Consider the following 14,271-nt stretch of genomic DNA (forward strand, 5'->3'; position numbering starts at 1 on the left):
AATACCCGGCAAATACATGGGATACACTTTTTGCTGAGGTAGTCTAGCGGTAGGGCGCAGGCCTGGAAAGCCTGTGGTGCGAAAGTGCCTCGGGGGTTCAATTCCCCCCCTCAGCGTATTGCTATTCTTTTGACGATTCGCGCCCGTATCGGGTTTTTAAAATCAGTACCGGACGATCAGGTCCGGGTGGCACGCAGGCCTTCCCGGGCAAATGCGACGTACTCCGGGACAATCTCGAACCCCAGGAAGTGCCGGCCTTCCTGCTGCGCGACAACTGCGACTGTGCCCGAGCCAAGGAACGGGTCAAAGACCAGATCGCCAGGGTTGCTCGAATACCCTATGATCTTCTGCACCAGTTCCTGCGGGAGCTTTGTTGGCGTCTTTTTCCTGCCTTTCCAGTATTCCCGGTTGATCACCCAGACATCCTCGGGATAGTGGTCGAGCTTGTTGAAGGTGTATTTCTTTTTGTTTTTCACAACGTAGAGGATGTGGTAGTGGCTGGTGACGTACTTGTTCTTGGTATAAACCCCGAACTGGTATTTCCAGATCAGGTGATTCATCGTCGTAAGCCCGGCTGCATCGATGCCTTCAAGGATATCGCGGAGCCGGTTCCAGCCGGAAAAAATATACATGCTCCCTTCGGGAGAGAGCACCCGGGCGGCTTCGGTAATCCACGCGCGGGTAAATTCCCCGTATTCCCCTGCCGGGATCTCCCGGTAGCCCTCGATCACGTTGCTTGCGATCCGGTTGTAGTTGAGCCGCTGCGCTTTAAAATCGATAGCAAACGGCGGGTCGGTCACGATGAGATCGACTGCACCTCCGGGGAGCTCTCCCATGAGCGCGAGCGCGTCCCCTTCGTACAGGGTATTTCTCCGGAAGCGACCCAGTACTCCCATCAGGCAGTCCTGCTGAACGCCCGGCCCATCTCGAAGGCTTTGGCATTGACCTCAACGGTCTTTGGCGGGACGAGTTTCTTGACCGCGGCAAGCAGGGACTCCGCCTTTAAGGGGATCGACCACGAGGCGGCCCCGAGGATCACCACGTTCTGGGAAAGACTGCTGCCCGCTTCTGCGGCAATCTTGTCGGCATCGATAAGGCACGGGTTGAACCGGGCAAGCTGCGCGACGATCTCGTCTTCGGTCGGCGCCGGGCTCTTCTGCGTAAAGACCGATGTGGGAAGGACCATATGCCGGTTGACCACCATCGTCCCGCCGGTCTTAAGGAAGTGGGAATACCGGAGCGCTTCGAGCAGGTCAAAGGAGACCAGGAGATCCGCGGTGCCGGGTACGATCAGCGGGCCGTACTGTCCGTCGATCCTGATATGGGTCTCGACCGACCCGCCGCGCTGTGCCATGCCATGGGTCTCGGCGCCTTTCACGTGCCGGCCCTCAAGAAGGCAGGCTTCGCCGAGGATATTGGACGCGAGGATCGTTCCCTGCCCGCCGATCCCGACGATCAGGATATCGAAACTCTTGGTCATATCTTTCCCTCCCTTGAGATCGCCCCGACAGGACAGAGCCGGGCACAGACCGCACACCCGCTGCACAGGTCGTTAATCCGGGCCTTCTCGTCCGCGAACTCGATCGCGGGACACCCGAACCGTACACAGGTACCGCACCCGGTACAGAGATCTGGGTTCACCGTGTAGCGGCCCCGTTTTACCCCAGCGCGGCGTGCCGCGATCACGCACATCTGCTTTGCGATGATCACTTTGACCCCCTTCTTCTTCTTTGCCTCTTCAAGGACCCGGAGCATCGCAGTCATATCGTAGGGGTCGACGGTCTCGACAAAGGTCACCCCGCAGGCACGGCAGATCGCATCAAGGGATACCGGGGACGTCTCCACGCCGGTTGCCGTTACCCCGGTGTTCGGGTTGGGCTGGTGACCGGTCATCGCGGTGATCCGGTTGTCGAGGATGACGAGCGTCATGTTCGCACCATTGTAGACTGCGTTCATGAGCCCCTGGATCCCGGTGTGCAGGAATGTAGAGTCGCCGATCGTACTGACCACGTCGCGGGGTTCACCGGAATGGGCGATCCCGCTCCCGACCGTGATCGAGGCGCCCATGCAGATCGTGGTATCGACAACGCCGAGCTGGATCCCCAGCGTGTAGCACCCGATATCACTCGGGTAGATGGCCGCATCCTTAAACACCTTCTTTATCGCGTAGAACGCGGCGCGGTGGTGGCAGCCGGCGCAGAGGATAGGGGGACGCATCGGGAGGTTCTGTACGGGTTCCATGGCGGCAAACGGATTTTTCGGCAGGAATCCGGCCTTGACCATGATGGCTGCAACAACCGCAGGTGAAAGTTCGCCCTCGTATGGCGCGTACCCGTTGATCTTCCCGAAGACCGGCACGCACCCGGCGACCTGCCGCACAGATTCTTCCACGACCGGGGCGAGTTCCTCGATCACGAGGATCTTCTCGTGCTTTCTTGCAAACTCCCCGAGCCATTCCTCGTCGATCGGGTAAGCGCCGATCTTCATGAACGAGACATCGGGGGGCAGAAGTTCCTGCACGTAGGATGCACCGATCCCACTCGCGATAATCGCAGTCTTTCCCTTGATCGTGCAATGGTTGAGCCCGCGTTCTACGAGACGCTTCTTGAGCGCAGGCTGCTTCTCGTTGAGTTTCTTATGCAGGAGCCGGGTATGAGCGGGGATCACCACGTACTGCCGGGGGTCCTTGTGGAACTCCCCTTTCCGTGTACTGGGGACGACCTCTCCCAGTTCCACGTCACCTTTCGAGTGGCAGATCCGGGTGGTGGGACGGAAGAGCACCGGCAGTCTGAACTCCTCGGAGATCTCAAACGCGGTGCGGATCATGTCGTGCGCTTCCTGAACACCGGCGGGGTCAAGGCAGGGCAACCGGGCGAAATGGGCATAGCACCGGGTGTCCTGCTCGTTCTGGGAACTGTGCGCGAATGGATCGTCCGCACTCATGATGACCAGACCACCGGTCACCCCGGTATAGGCACTTGTCATAAGCGGATCGGCGGCGACGTTGAGTCCGACATGCTTCATAGTGCAGATCGCCCGTATCCCGCACCATGCCGCGGCGAGGGCATTTTCAAGCGCGACCTTCTCGTTCACCGACCATTCCACATAGTACGCGGGGTCTTTCTGTACGCGGAGGACATCGATTACTTCCGATGAGGGGGTGCCGGGGTATCCACTGGCAAAATCGATACCTGATTCGAGGCACGCATGGGCGATTGCTTCATTTCCGAGGAGATAGTGGCGTTGCATAATCCCAGTCCGAACAATAGTTATGTTATTTTTTAACTCAAGAGCCCTATAGTATTATCCTGTCCACCCGACCATTCACAACCTATAAAAACTCTGGTGGGTTAAGTAATAAGGTAAATTTCAGGCAAGCCTTTTGGGCCCGTAGCATAGCTCGGTGGTGCGCCCGGCTGATAACCGGGAGGTCATGCGTTCAAATCGCATCGGGCCCACTCCCCACGTTTTGATATAGTTTTTAAGCCTACCGGATGGCATGGAGAAAATTCATAAGATTCTTCTTGCAGCCGGAGCCCTGATCTGCATACTCCTCTTTTGGATCGATATCTATCTCGGCGCGACTGGGGTGATCGTCCTTGTTGCTCTTGCCATGTCGGTCTTCATCATGGAAGATTCCCGGGTTCTTCCTGAGATCACCACCCGGCTGGGAGACGATGCAAAAAAAGTTGTGGTTGAGAACTCAGGGAATGCACCGGCGCACAGGATCCATGTCGCCCTCGTCCCCCTCGACATTGAATTCGATCTTTCAGAACTTGCAGCTGATGCCCGGTATGAGTATTCCCTCCCCCGCATGATAGAAGAGGCAAAAGCCGCAGTCACTTTTGAGGATGCAAAAGGAGTGAAGACCAGCCGCACATTTACCCTGTCAGCGCTGGGAAAGGGCGATGACGATCTCTTAAAACCGATGTTCCCGCTGTTCAAGTGGAAGTAAAAAAGGGACGTCGATCAGGTTTTACGGGGTGCGGCAAAGATATACCCCATCACTTTTTCAAGCGCTGCAATAAGATCAGTTTCAGATTTCATGTAGTCGTGCATTGCCTGGTACAGCATGAACATGATGTCATACCCGTACTGATCTATAGCGGACTTCGGATCAATGGGATTGAGATATGAATCGGAGATAAAACCGTCTGAGCTGTACATCAATTCGTAGAACTTTCCCTTTTCAGACAGGACACAGAACTGGTCGGTGATCTTTTTTGAAGGGTCATCGGGGCGGAACGCGGCGGGATCGGTCTTCCCGAGGATGATCATCTTCTCCGTGTAATAATTGGCATCGTAGATCTCGTTTTTTGTATCCTGCTTGCCGATCTTGAGCATGTTGAGTCCGACAGATTTGACCACCGGTTTTACCGTGGCGGCCATGCGTCCCAGCAGTTGCCCGTCGTGGGTTTTTACCTGTTCGGACAGTTTGGCATCTGTCTTTTTCATTTCCTCGATCTTCTGCATGATCTTTTCAAAACCGGCCTCAATCTCATCCATCTGGTATCACCATGCTTCGCCTTCCGGCGCAAATCAGGAATAGTTTATGTTCCGGCTATAAAATCACTCGTCTTTTGTTGCCGCCATTCCCTCAACAGGGACTCAGGTGACCGGATCGCCCATAAAGAAATATTTCCGGTCTTTTTTGAGGATGACTTCCACGGCAGCTCCGATCGGCAGATCATTCTGGATGACAACACCCTGGTAGGCAGCAGTCCGGGCCATGACCGAGCCCGGGCGGAGTTTTTCCGTGACGACACAGGAAACCGTGGTTCCAATGAGAGGGCGGTTGGTCACAGAATACTGCTCTTCCGCGTACGCGTTCAGGAGCCGGGACCGGTCTTTTTTTACCGAATCGGGAAAGTCTTTTTCCGCAAACGGACCGGTGAACGGGCGTTTTGAATGCCGCGTAACATTGACCTTGGCAGGTTTTGTCCGCCCAATAAGTGCAAGGGACCGGGAAAAATCATCTTCGGTTTCCCCGGGAAACCCGACGATGAAATCCGTAGCGATGCTGATGTCAGGATACCGGCTGCGGAACGCGGCAACGATCTCCTCGAACTCCTGCACGGTGTACCCCCGGCCCATCTGTTCGAGGATGCGGTCGGACCCTGACTGGACCGGGAGGTGTAAGAACCTGAAGATCCGGTCGCTGGCACAGGCATCCACCAGTTCGTCAAGGACCGGGAGGACGGTTGCCGGGTTCATCATCCCGATGCGGATGCGGTAGTTTCCCGGAAGATCGCTGATGGTGGAGAGAAGGGCGGGGAGGTCTGTTCCCAAGTCTCGTCCGTAGGCGCTGACATCCTGTGCCGTCAGCTGGATCTCGTATGCGCCTGCATCGACAAAAGCCCGTACCTTTTCCAGGATCTCCTCTTTGGGGAAACTTGCAAGCGGTCCCCGGGCCCTGCGCGTGATGCAGTACGTACAGTGCCCGAGGCAGCCCTGCGCGATCTGGACGACCCCGGTACCTCCGGGGGCAACGGTTCGTACGCGAAGGTATGCCTCGCGTATCGTATCCGGGGAAATAATAACAGGATTACAGACCGAGAGGATCGCCTCGCGCTGGACGAGCGGCATGCAGCCGGTGACATAGAGCGGCTTTTCCTGGAGTGCAGAAAGACGCCGGAGCATCCGGCGTTCTGTCGGCCCGACCACCGTGCACGTATTGACGATGAACGCGTCCGCTTCATCGGGTGATTCTACACGGGTGCTCCCGTAGTATTTGAGCACCTCCACGAGATTTGCTGTATCCCCGAAGTTGTAACTGCACCCGTAGGTCTCGATATAGACCCTTTTCTTGGCGAGCGCGGCAAAGACGTCCATCGTATCCGGAGGATCTCCTGATCGGTTCTCTTCCATGTGTCTATCCTCATCGTTTGGAGACAGAGCAGTTAAAGGTCATTTTTCAGCATCACCCCGTCTTTTGCATGCCGGCGATTCCTTAAGGATAACCATTAATCCATGATACCCATAACCTGTTTACCATGTTACGTATCGGGCTGCTGGGCTGCGGCAATATCGGGCATATTATCGCGCAGCACGCAGAAGGATTTGCCATATCAGCAGTCTTCGATACCGTTCCCGCACGGGCTGAAGAGATCGCGGCGATCTGTCACGGGACGGCGTATACGGATGCTGAAGCATTCCTGAATGCAGATGTCGATCTCATTGTGGAAGCGGCTTCTGTCGGTGCGGCACGGGCGCACGCAAAAGAGGTTCTCCTGCACCACAAGAATCTTGTCATCATGAGCGTCGGGGCACTCACGGATTCGGCCTTTAAAGAGGAACTCATGGAGACTGCACGGGCACAGAACAAGAAGATCTATATCCCGAGCGGTGCGATATTCGGCCTTGACAACCTCAAGATCGGACAGATCTCGCCGATAACAAAACTCCTCCTGAAAACCACCAAGAGCCCGAAGTCTCTTGGCCTTACCGCAACATCCCGGAAACTCATCTTCTCCGGGAAAGCGCACGAGTGCATCAAGGCGTATCCGAAAAACGTGAACGTGTCGGTCGCGATGAGCCTTGCTGCCGGACAGGATACGGATGTGGAACTCTGGGTGGACCCTGCGGTGGACAAAAACGTCCATGAACTCTTTATCGAGGGAAGTTTCGGAGAGACTTATATCAAGGTCACCAACCTCCCGAGCCCGGATAACCCGGCAACAAGTTACCTCGCGGCACTCTCCATCCTCTCCCTGTTGAAAAATCTCGACAGCCCGCTCGTGGTGGGGACCTGAAAATCAGGTGACGAATCAGCCATGGTACCGCTGGAATACCTGTTAAAATTCATTGACGAGGACGCGCCATCTGGCGATGTTACCTCGGAATCGGTCATTCCTGACGTGACTTGCCGCGCCGTGATCCGGGCCGAGCAGGAGGGAGTTGCCGCCGGCCTTCTTGAAGCGGCGGCCCTTTTTTCCCATTTCGGGGTTGATGTGCAGCAGGAGGCCCGGGACGGCGAGACCGTAAAGACCGGTGCAGTGCTTCTCTCGCTCTCGGGACCGGCAAAGAAGATCCTGCTTGTGGAACGCACCGCGCTCAACATCATCGGCAGGATGAGCGGAATTGCGACAGAGACACGAAAACTGGTGGATCTGGTTAAGGATGAAAACCCCCACTGCCGGGTGGCAGGGACGCGCAAGACCTGCCCGGGCCTGCGGGCACTTGATAAGAAAGCTGTGACACTCGGGGGCGGCGATCCCCACCGGTCGAACCTGAGCGACGGCGTGCTCATCAAGGACAACCACCTGATTCTTGTCCCGGTTGAAGAGGCGATCACGAGGGCAAAAGCAGCAAGCGCCTACCGGAAGATCGAGATCGAGGTGGAAAACGCAGGGGAGGCCCTTGCGGCGGCACGAGCCGGTGCCGATATCCTGCTCTTCGATAACATGGCACCGGACACCGTCAGGAAGACCATCCGGGATCTGGAACAGGCCGGGCTCCGTGACCGGGTCACCATCGAACTCTCTGGAGGTATTACCGCAGAGACGATCCGGGAGTACGCGCGGACCGGGGCCGATGTGATCAGCCTTGGCGCACTCACCCATACGGTCCGGAATTTTTCGGTGACACTGGAGATCCTGCGATAACCTCACATTTTAAGGGACTGTCCGTAGATCCTCGGCCGCACTGACCATAATTTCTTTTTTTCCCTGATACGTCTGGACTGTGCCAAACACGGTGACATTTGACCCCTTGACAAAGGAGCGATCGCCGGCGACGGTTACCGGGATAAATACGGTAACATTTTTGACGGTCAGCAACACGTGACCGCCGTTTTTGAGAACGGTTGCCTGATCGATGGTGCCTGACAGGCTGACAAGCGTCCCGTCAGCAGACTGGTCGGTATAAGCGGATGCAAACGGCGTTTTTCCGATCTGCACGAGCACGATGTGGGCGGCAATGACCGCAAGGGCAACCCCGATCAACAGCAGGATTGCGACCCGCTCCTGGTGCCCGAACATACGTGATGATTGAAACGGGGGATATAAATTACCGACAGGTTGATATGTTAACACTGTTAACACTACGATCATGTATCAGCAAACCTTACCACCATCCTCACGGACGGTTCTGGAGATACTGGACACCGGTGGGGCGATGACCCACAAGGACCTCGTCAAGAAAAGCCGGCTTGCGCCGCGAACCGTGCGCTATGCCTTGAAAAAACTCAAAGAGCGTCACCTCATCATCGAGAAGTTTAACTTCCGCGATGCACGGCAGATCATCTACCAGAACAGACCAGTTACTACCCCGGAATCCCAGTCAGCACTCGTATGACCAAACACACCTGCACGCTCATGCACTGCGACAGCATGGTACGAAACCTCCTCCCGCCCATGAGAGCGGAGATGGTGTCCCGGCTTGTCACCAAACAGGGCATCAGCCAGAGCGATGCAGCAAAGAGACTGGGCGTCACCCGCGCCGCGGTATCCCAGTACATGAGTAAGAAGCGGGGTTACGGGGCAATTGAACTGTCATCCGAACTCGATGCGATGATCGATCGCTGGGCACTTGCAATGGTTACCGGAGAGAGCGACATCAATCTCTGCGATGTATGCCAGTGCGCTCTCAAGAAATTTTAAAAATCCCAAAACTCCGTTCTCACGTCCGTTGCGATGTTATTCTCGTTTTTTTAGTCAGTCTTCGGTAAAGCCGCGTGCCGTCGGTTCAAAAAACACCCGTACCCTACCGGATATGCCGCCGGTAATACAGGACAATGAGCAGGCCGATGACCGCGATGACACAGGCGATTTTCAGGTAATCTATTGAATGTTGCGGCGAGCGCACCGCCGGGCTCCAGTCTGCATCAAACACCGTCCGGAAATACCGTGCCACCTCCGGCTGATCGACGATGACACCGGCTTCCCGGTTGAAACCGGGCGAGTTGGTGTTCCAGTTGATGCTGCTCACCAGCACCTCACGGTCATCGACAATCACCCCTTTGTTATGGATCTTTTCAAAGCCGCTTGCTGCAAGATCGACGCAGCGCGCCTCCAGCGGGAGATGTTCGGCCGCTGCGACCCGGTTGATCAGTGCAACCATTTCATCATTATCAGCCGTATCCTCCGTATTGTACCAGTATGAATCAAGGAGCACCCGCACATGCACCCCGCGCCGCGAGGCATTGATCGCAGCCGCAAGGTAGGGGTTCAATCGGGTCTTTGATTCGTTGGTGATATACGCCTGCTCGATCTCGATACTATCCTGTGCAGAATCGAGCAGTCCCGTTATCGCGCTGCTGGTATCCGGGGCGATGACCGGGGTAACCCGTGCACCCGCAAAGGTGGCAGGGGCAAATGGCGCCGGATAGGGAAACATTGTGTACACCTCGTCCGGCCCCTCTTTTCCGTACACGGGAACAATCGCCGGGCCCCCGGTATCGGTCTGGTAAATATCCTTAAAATACGCTGCGAGATGGGGATTTTCCAGATAGACACCCCAGCCCCGGTTCCCGGTCTCCCCGGTTGGAGGAAAACCGCTGTGCCCGAAATTCTCGCTGGTTACAAGAACGGCGCGATCATCGATGACCACATATTTTGCATGATCGTACCGGTACGGCGCCTGCCCACCTTCTGGTGTCGTCATCACAAAGACAGGGATCCCGCTCTGGTTCAGCCGCCAGATTGCCGCTTTTTCTTCAGGACTTATTCCCCCGACCGGCCCGCCCTCAAGAAGGACTTCCACATCCACCCCGCGTTTTTCTGCATCGATGAGGGCACCGGTAATATTGGCGCTTGTAAGTTCGTAGACATTCACCAGTACCTGGTGTTGTGCCGACGCAACCGCACGGGAAAATACCGCAAGAGAACTGTCAGGTGAGACAAAGGCGGTGACCGTTACTGTCTCAAATGTCTCCTGGGAAAGCCGGGACTGGCCGAGCATGAGCGGGCGGGAGTCCCATACGCCATTTTCGAGAAAATGTACCTGGCCTTTCCGGGGTTTGACATCCCCGGGCCAGGTAATTTTCTGCACGAGACGGCTGTTCTCGTAGACCAGCAGTTCGTCGCGCGTATTGGCCATGCGCAGCGTCGTGCCAGACACCACATCCGGTACCTGCGGGGAATAATTCTGCCATTCAAAATCCGGGAGCCTCCCGTGGGTCTTTTCAAATGCGGGAGCACTCCGTGCAATCGTCAGGGTACCGTTGATAACAGTTCCTGAAGGAAACCGAAAACCTCCGTGGTTATCTGAGATGGCGATGGCGTCAAGAGACCCGGTACCGGACACGACAACATACTCATCCAGGTCATCGGCAAGATAGGGATCCGGGCAGAACTCAATGATCTGCACCGCGCCACACGATATCACGCAGGTGCAGAAACACAGGAGGACAAGGAGGAACGAACGCATGAAAACCCGGTATCTTCTCTTTTTATAATCAGGGGATATAACCCTTGGGAGATGACAGCGCAGGCGCGGCATGGATCCCGCAATCATACATTACCCGTCACCGTAGTAAAACTGGGGGGCAGCCTTGCTCCCCATTGTGCGGAAATCATCCCGGTCCTGCAATCAGCTCATCATCCCCTGTTGATCGTCCCGGGAGGGGGGAGATTTGCCGAGGTTGTACGGCAGTCGGAAGTCGCCGCTGATGCCGATGCTGCCCACTGGATGGCATGCGCCGCCATAGACCAGTACGGGTGGACACTTGCCGCGCAGGGCATCGGAACGACAACGAAGATCGCACGTCCCAAAAACACGTGTGTCCTCCTCCCTTACTGTGCCCTGCGCCGGTACGACCCCCTCCCCCATTCATGGGATATCACGTCCGATACCATCGCCGCGTGGGTCGCCGGCAGGATCGGTGGCGATCTGCTGGTGCTCAAATCCGTGGACGGCATCGAAACCGCCGGGAACCTTGTGGCCCGCATAGAAAAACCCCTGAAAACCGATGTCGTCGATCCCTGCTTTCTTCCCTACGTGCTCGAACACCGGATCAGGACGTTTATCCTCAACGGCACCGACACGGCACGGATCGGCCGGTGGCTTCGCGGGGAGCAGGTGCCCGGAACCGGCATTGGTACAACCTTTTAAAGGTACTAAAAGAGATACTATAGGAATCCTTAAAGGAGCGATATCATGTCAGATAAAAAGTGTACGTCCTGCAGCGCTCCGCTTGCAGAAGAGGGCTCAACGGCTTTCGCATGCCCCTCGTGCGGTGTTGAGATCACCCGGTGCTACCGGTGCAGGGAGCAGAGTATTCCCTACGTCTGCCCGAAATGTGGATTCGGGGGACCGTGAGGCATGGGCAGCGTTGTAGCAATTCTCAGGGTTATGCCGGAATCTCCCGAAGTTGACCTTGAAAAATTAAAATCCGCGCTTAAAGAGAAACTGCCCGGTATTAAGGACATTCAGGAAGAACCGATCGGCTTTGGGCTCAAAGCCCTCAAGCTAGCCGTCATCGTCAACGATGCCGGCGGCGAGACTGATGCCATTGAGGGGAAACTGAACTCAATCCCCGGCGTCGAGCGGGCAGAAATTATTGAAGTAACACTCAATTAAAACGAATAGGGATAATGCATCCTTATTTCCGCTATTTTTAATCTTTCAACATTACAGGCCGGATTTTGTGGGCGGGGTCTTCTTTGTCTTTTTAGGAGCACCCGGCTCTTTTTCACTTTCGAGTTTTTCAATAATCTGATGCGTGGTCGCGCGGATCTTCTCAACGGATTCACGGTATGCAATGACCTCGGACTCATCGATCCTGATGGTCACCGGGAACGCACCGTTCCGGTTGATCCGGGCAGGAACACCAATACATACGCCACCGATCCCATGAACCTCACTTTTCACATAGGATGAGACGGTCAGGATCCGGTTGTCATCTCCAAGGACTGTTCTTACCAGCGACGCGATGGCTTCTCCGGGACCGTACACGGTCGATCCCTTGTTTTTGATGATCAGCTCACCGCTGGACTTCACCGACTGGATGAATTCCTGTACCGGCAGGTGTGCAAACGCCGGCAGGTTGGAGATCTTGATCCCGCCGATCGTGGTCGCCGACCAGAGCGGCACCATGCTATCTCCATGCTCACCGATAATACGGGTGTGGACTTCGCTCACGTGCACTTTAAAATAGGTTGCAATCAGCGACTTTAACCGCATCGAGTCCAGATGCGTGCCAAGGCCAAAGACCTGGTTGGGCTTAAGGCCGGAATATTTGAGAGCGACGCATGTCATCACATCGACCGGATTTGTCACCATGATGATCTTTGCGTCAGGTGCAACAGCACCGATCGTCCGGGCAATCGGCGCGACGACCCGCGCATTCTCGAGCGCGAGATCGAGGCGATCCTGTCCCGGGCCACGGGGAGTTCCCGCAGTTATTACCACGATATCGGACCCGGCCACATCCTTGAGACAGGTTGTCCAGGTAATCCTGATATTCGTCCCCCGGGCGGCAAATGAATCGATAAAATCCTGCGCGATACCTTTTAAGAGAGATTCGCGCCCTTCACGCCCGTATAGCTGGATCTCATTGACGTGGGGATCTGCGGAAATGGCATATGCAGCAAACATACCGACATTGCCGGTTGCACCGATAATGGTGACTTTTGACATAGTATCACGAGAAGTGGGGACGTGTTCTCGGTCGACTGTACGTTACTCCTTTTGCCAAAGTACTCCTCCTCCACCCCGTTACCCCAAGGGCGCCGAATGTCTGCGGTAAGTCTGCTCCCTTCCGGGCCTGAACCGGTTCTCGCAGCGACAGGTCGCCATTCCCTCCGGAATTTTGATACCTGGCCATCGACCTCATGGGACGAGGTTTCAACGTTAGAATACGAGAGCTCCAGCAGATCGTTGCAGCCTTCGTCAAACTTCGCCCCCCGCGTGCCGACGGTTTCGGGTTACAAGTGACGCCGAGCCACCCGGGCTAGTCCCCATATACCTTTGTCTACCGGTCAATAAATCCTTGTCACTTATATGTCCGGGTTCCCATTCGGAAGGGCCCTGTTTTTTTTAGGGAATAAACGCGTCCCCGCCCATGCGTCCCTGCCAGTCGCGGAGCAGGGAAGATACCTCTTTCTGGTTATTCTTGCCAAAAATATCCAGCGCAGCCACCGGGTGCGCATCCTCCGGGATCACGCGATCCAGGTTCCGGAAATCCCCCTGGTAGACTTCAATCACCTGCCGGCCCACAGTTTCGGCAATCTTCACCGGTTCCCGGACGACCGGGTTACGGGCCATATCCCCAAGATGCCCGTAGATCCGCACCTCTCCGACATCAAAGTAAGCACGGTTGACTTCGATGTTGAACGCCGACCAGAACGCCGAAGCATACCAGGCATCGTTCATAACCACATGTGGCACGCCAAGGCACGCTGCTGCAAGGCCAAGCGTCCCCGGCCCCGAGCAGGCATCCACAAAGAAGGGAACCGGCGGTTTTCCCACGTGGGCCGCAACCGACCGCAGTTTAGGATAACCAGCGCGCGGGAACTCGATATGGATAAGGGACTGTTGTTTGTACACAACAAGAGGCCCGGTGGCAAGCGGGTAGATATCGGCCCTTACATCGCAACCGGCAAGGAGCGTATAGACCCGGGGCACCGTATCCAAATCGTGGGAAACAAGCCCCGGAACAAAGTCTGCAGTTTTAACGACGCCCCGAACTTCGGGGACCTCAGCGACAATCCGCCGGGCCGCATTCTCATGTACCTTCCCTGACAACAGCAGCAGGGATTTTGCCGGAAGAAAAGGTGGCTGGTCCATCGCAAAGCCGGGATGAATGAGCGGCGATCCGACAGCGATGAGCGGATCGCGGGAGGTGAGATCGCCTTCCTCCCGCATGATCACGTACATGTGCGCAAAGACCTCATCGATAAAACGCTTCCCGCAGGAACAGGGTGCTGCATACTTAAGTGCAGGGAGCGGCGCACGTTTGTCAAGAACCCGCATGCTGCACTCTGCGCAGGGAAGAAAACGCGTGGGAAGACTTTTTAGGATCTCCGGCGCCGACTGCACGCAGTCGCTGCCGCACACGGGACATTCCATGGTGGTTGCTCTGATTTCCAGCCATAGAAACCTTGCCAAATAATTGCAGGAAGTATTGGGGCAGGCTCCCTGGAAAATTGTACAAAATGTAACCGTCTGCGGAAAAGTTACGAAAGAACAGTCAGAGCGATGGTTAAAAATGGGCCTGATGCGATTCGAACGCATGACCGCCCGGTTATGAGCCGGGCGCTCTAACCGGACTGAGCTACAGGCCCATGAGCGCCGCCAACAGGACTCGAACCTGTGACATGCTGGTTAACA

17 protein-coding genes, 3 tRNA genes and 1 other RNA gene are annotated in these 14,271 nt (G+C 55.9%); 10 read left to right on the forward strand and 11 right to left on the reverse strand.

The window, feature by feature from the left end:
* Positions 1-32: 32 nt before the first annotated feature.
* A tRNA-Ser gene (locus WCX19_RS14205) sits at positions 33-116 on the forward strand.
* A 60-nt stretch (positions 117-176) separates the two neighbouring features.
* Here WCX19_RS14205 and WCX19_RS14210 read toward each other — a convergent pair.
* From WCX19_RS14210 to iorA, 3 genes are read right to left on the reverse strand one after another with little or no spacing between them, the layout of a single operon-like run.
* On the reverse strand, positions 177-896 hold the full coding sequence (locus WCX19_RS14210) for a site-specific DNA-methyltransferase (RefSeq protein WP_373009266.1): 720 nt from the start codon (positions 894-896) through the stop codon (positions 177-179).
* A complete protein-coding gene (locus WCX19_RS14215; protein ID WP_373009268.1) occupies positions 896-1,480 on the reverse strand; it encodes an indolepyruvate oxidoreductase subunit beta in 585 nt (194 codons plus the stop codon). The genes WCX19_RS14210 and WCX19_RS14215 overlap by 1 nt, the downstream gene beginning before the upstream one ends.
* Positions 1,477-3,249, reverse strand: a complete 1,773-nt coding sequence (gene iorA, locus WCX19_RS14220) for an indolepyruvate ferredoxin oxidoreductase subunit alpha (RefSeq protein ID WP_373009270.1) — start codon at positions 3,247-3,249, stop codon at positions 1,477-1,479. The genes WCX19_RS14215 and iorA overlap by 4 nt, the downstream gene beginning before the upstream one ends.
* Before the next feature lie 135 nt (positions 3,250-3,384).
* On the opposite strand from iorA, the gene WCX19_RS14225 reads away from it, so the two are divergent.
* Together WCX19_RS14225 and WCX19_RS14230 are read left to right on the forward strand one after the other, a co-directional pair.
* Positions 3,385-3,458, forward strand: a tRNA-Ile gene (locus tag WCX19_RS14225).
* A 41-nt stretch (positions 3,459-3,499) separates the two neighbouring features.
* Positions 3,500-3,955, forward strand: coding sequence for a hypothetical protein (locus WCX19_RS14230; RefSeq protein WP_373009271.1), 456 nt, complete (start codon positions 3,500-3,502; stop codon positions 3,953-3,955).
* A 14-nt stretch (positions 3,956-3,969) separates the two neighbouring features.
* On the opposite strand, the gene WCX19_RS14235 is transcribed toward WCX19_RS14230, so the two are convergent.
* Complete coding sequence (locus WCX19_RS14235) at positions 3,970-4,506, reverse strand: hypothetical protein (RefSeq protein WP_373009273.1); 537 nt, start codon at positions 4,504-4,506, stop codon at positions 3,970-3,972.
* A gap of 102 nt (positions 4,507-4,608) precedes the next feature.
* Positions 4,609-5,868: a tRNA (N(6)-L-threonylcarbamoyladenosine(37)-C(2))-methylthiotransferase gene (locus tag WCX19_RS14240; RefSeq protein WP_373009275.1), complete on the reverse strand. Its 1,260-nt coding sequence runs from the start codon at positions 5,866-5,868 to the stop codon at positions 4,609-4,611.
* A 125-nt stretch (positions 5,869-5,993) separates the two neighbouring features.
* Here WCX19_RS14240 and nadX point away from each other — a divergent pair, with 125 nt between their 5' ends.
* Entirely contained in the window at positions 5,994-6,752 is a 759-nt protein-coding gene (nadX, locus tag WCX19_RS14245; protein WP_373009277.1) for an aspartate dehydrogenase, read from the forward strand.
* 21 nt (positions 6,753-6,773) lie between these two features.
* Positions 6,774-7,604, forward strand: coding sequence for a carboxylating nicotinate-nucleotide diphosphorylase (gene nadC, locus WCX19_RS14250; RefSeq protein WP_373009279.1), 831 nt, complete (start codon positions 6,774-6,776; stop codon positions 7,602-7,604).
* A 9-nt stretch (positions 7,605-7,613) separates the two neighbouring features.
* On the opposite strand, the gene WCX19_RS14255 is transcribed toward nadC, so the two are convergent.
* On the reverse strand, positions 7,614-7,979 hold the full coding sequence (locus WCX19_RS14255) for a hypothetical protein (RefSeq protein ID WP_373009281.1): 366 nt from the start codon (positions 7,977-7,979) through the stop codon (positions 7,614-7,616).
* Positions 7,980-8,049: 70 nt separating this feature from the next.
* Between WCX19_RS14255 and WCX19_RS14260 the strand changes: the two genes are divergently transcribed.
* Positions 8,050-8,295, forward strand: coding sequence for a MarR family transcriptional regulator (locus WCX19_RS14260; RefSeq protein WP_373009283.1), 246 nt, complete (start codon positions 8,050-8,052; stop codon positions 8,293-8,295).
* The gene (locus WCX19_RS14265; RefSeq protein WP_373009285.1) at positions 8,292-8,600 is read left to right on the forward strand and encodes a transcriptional regulator; all 309 of its coding nucleotides are present in this window, start codon (positions 8,292-8,294) and stop codon (positions 8,598-8,600) included. Before WCX19_RS14260 ends, WCX19_RS14265 begins: the two co-directional genes overlap by 4 nt.
* A gap of 103 nt (positions 8,601-8,703) precedes the next feature.
* Here WCX19_RS14265 and WCX19_RS14270 read toward each other — a convergent pair whose 3' ends face one another.
* Positions 8,704-10,368 carry a phospholipase D-like domain-containing protein gene (locus WCX19_RS14270; RefSeq protein ID WP_373009287.1) on the reverse strand — a complete coding sequence of 555 codons (1,665 nt, stop codon included), beginning with the start codon at positions 10,366-10,368 and terminating at the stop codon, positions 8,704-8,706.
* Positions 10,369-10,419: 51 nt separating this feature from the next.
* On the opposite strand from WCX19_RS14270, the gene WCX19_RS14275 reads away from it, so the two are divergent.
* From WCX19_RS14275 to WCX19_RS14285, 3 genes are read left to right on the forward strand one after another with little or no spacing between them, the layout of a single operon-like run.
* Positions 10,420-11,052, forward strand: coding sequence for a uridylate kinase (locus tag WCX19_RS14275; RefSeq protein WP_373009288.1), 633 nt, complete (start codon positions 10,420-10,422; stop codon positions 11,050-11,052).
* A 45-nt stretch (positions 11,053-11,097) separates the two neighbouring features.
* Positions 11,098-11,259, forward strand: coding sequence for a zinc finger domain-containing protein (locus WCX19_RS14280; RefSeq protein ID WP_292371098.1), 162 nt, complete (start codon positions 11,098-11,100; stop codon positions 11,257-11,259).
* Between the two features lie 3 nt (positions 11,260-11,262).
* Positions 11,263-11,520, forward strand: a complete 258-nt coding sequence (locus tag WCX19_RS14285; protein ID WP_373009290.1) for an elongation factor 1-beta — start codon at positions 11,263-11,265, stop codon at positions 11,518-11,520.
* A 51-nt stretch (positions 11,521-11,571) separates the two neighbouring features.
* On the opposite strand, the gene WCX19_RS14290 is transcribed toward WCX19_RS14285, so the two are convergent.
* The 4 genes from WCX19_RS14290 to WCX19_RS14305 form a co-directional block, all read right to left on the reverse strand.
* Entirely contained in the window at positions 11,572-12,579 is a 1,008-nt protein-coding gene (locus WCX19_RS14290; RefSeq protein ID WP_373009292.1) for a malate dehydrogenase, read from the reverse strand.
* 13 nt (positions 12,580-12,592) lie between these two features.
* An RNA gene (ffs, locus tag WCX19_RS14295) (signal recognition particle sRNA) lies at positions 12,593-12,903 on the reverse strand.
* A 75-nt stretch (positions 12,904-12,978) separates the two neighbouring features.
* Positions 12,979-14,010: a hypothetical protein gene (locus WCX19_RS14300; protein ID WP_373009294.1), complete on the reverse strand. Its 1,032-nt coding sequence runs from the start codon at positions 14,008-14,010 to the stop codon at positions 12,979-12,981.
* A 140-nt stretch (positions 14,011-14,150) separates the two neighbouring features.
* Positions 14,151-14,225 (reverse strand) — tRNA-Ile (locus tag WCX19_RS14305).
* Between the last annotated feature and the right edge of the window lie 46 nt (positions 14,226-14,271).

It is taken from the genome of Methanoregula sp. (assembly GCF_041663825.1).
Taxonomy (GTDB): domain Archaea; phylum Halobacteriota; class Methanomicrobia; order Methanomicrobiales; family Methanospirillaceae; genus Methanoregula.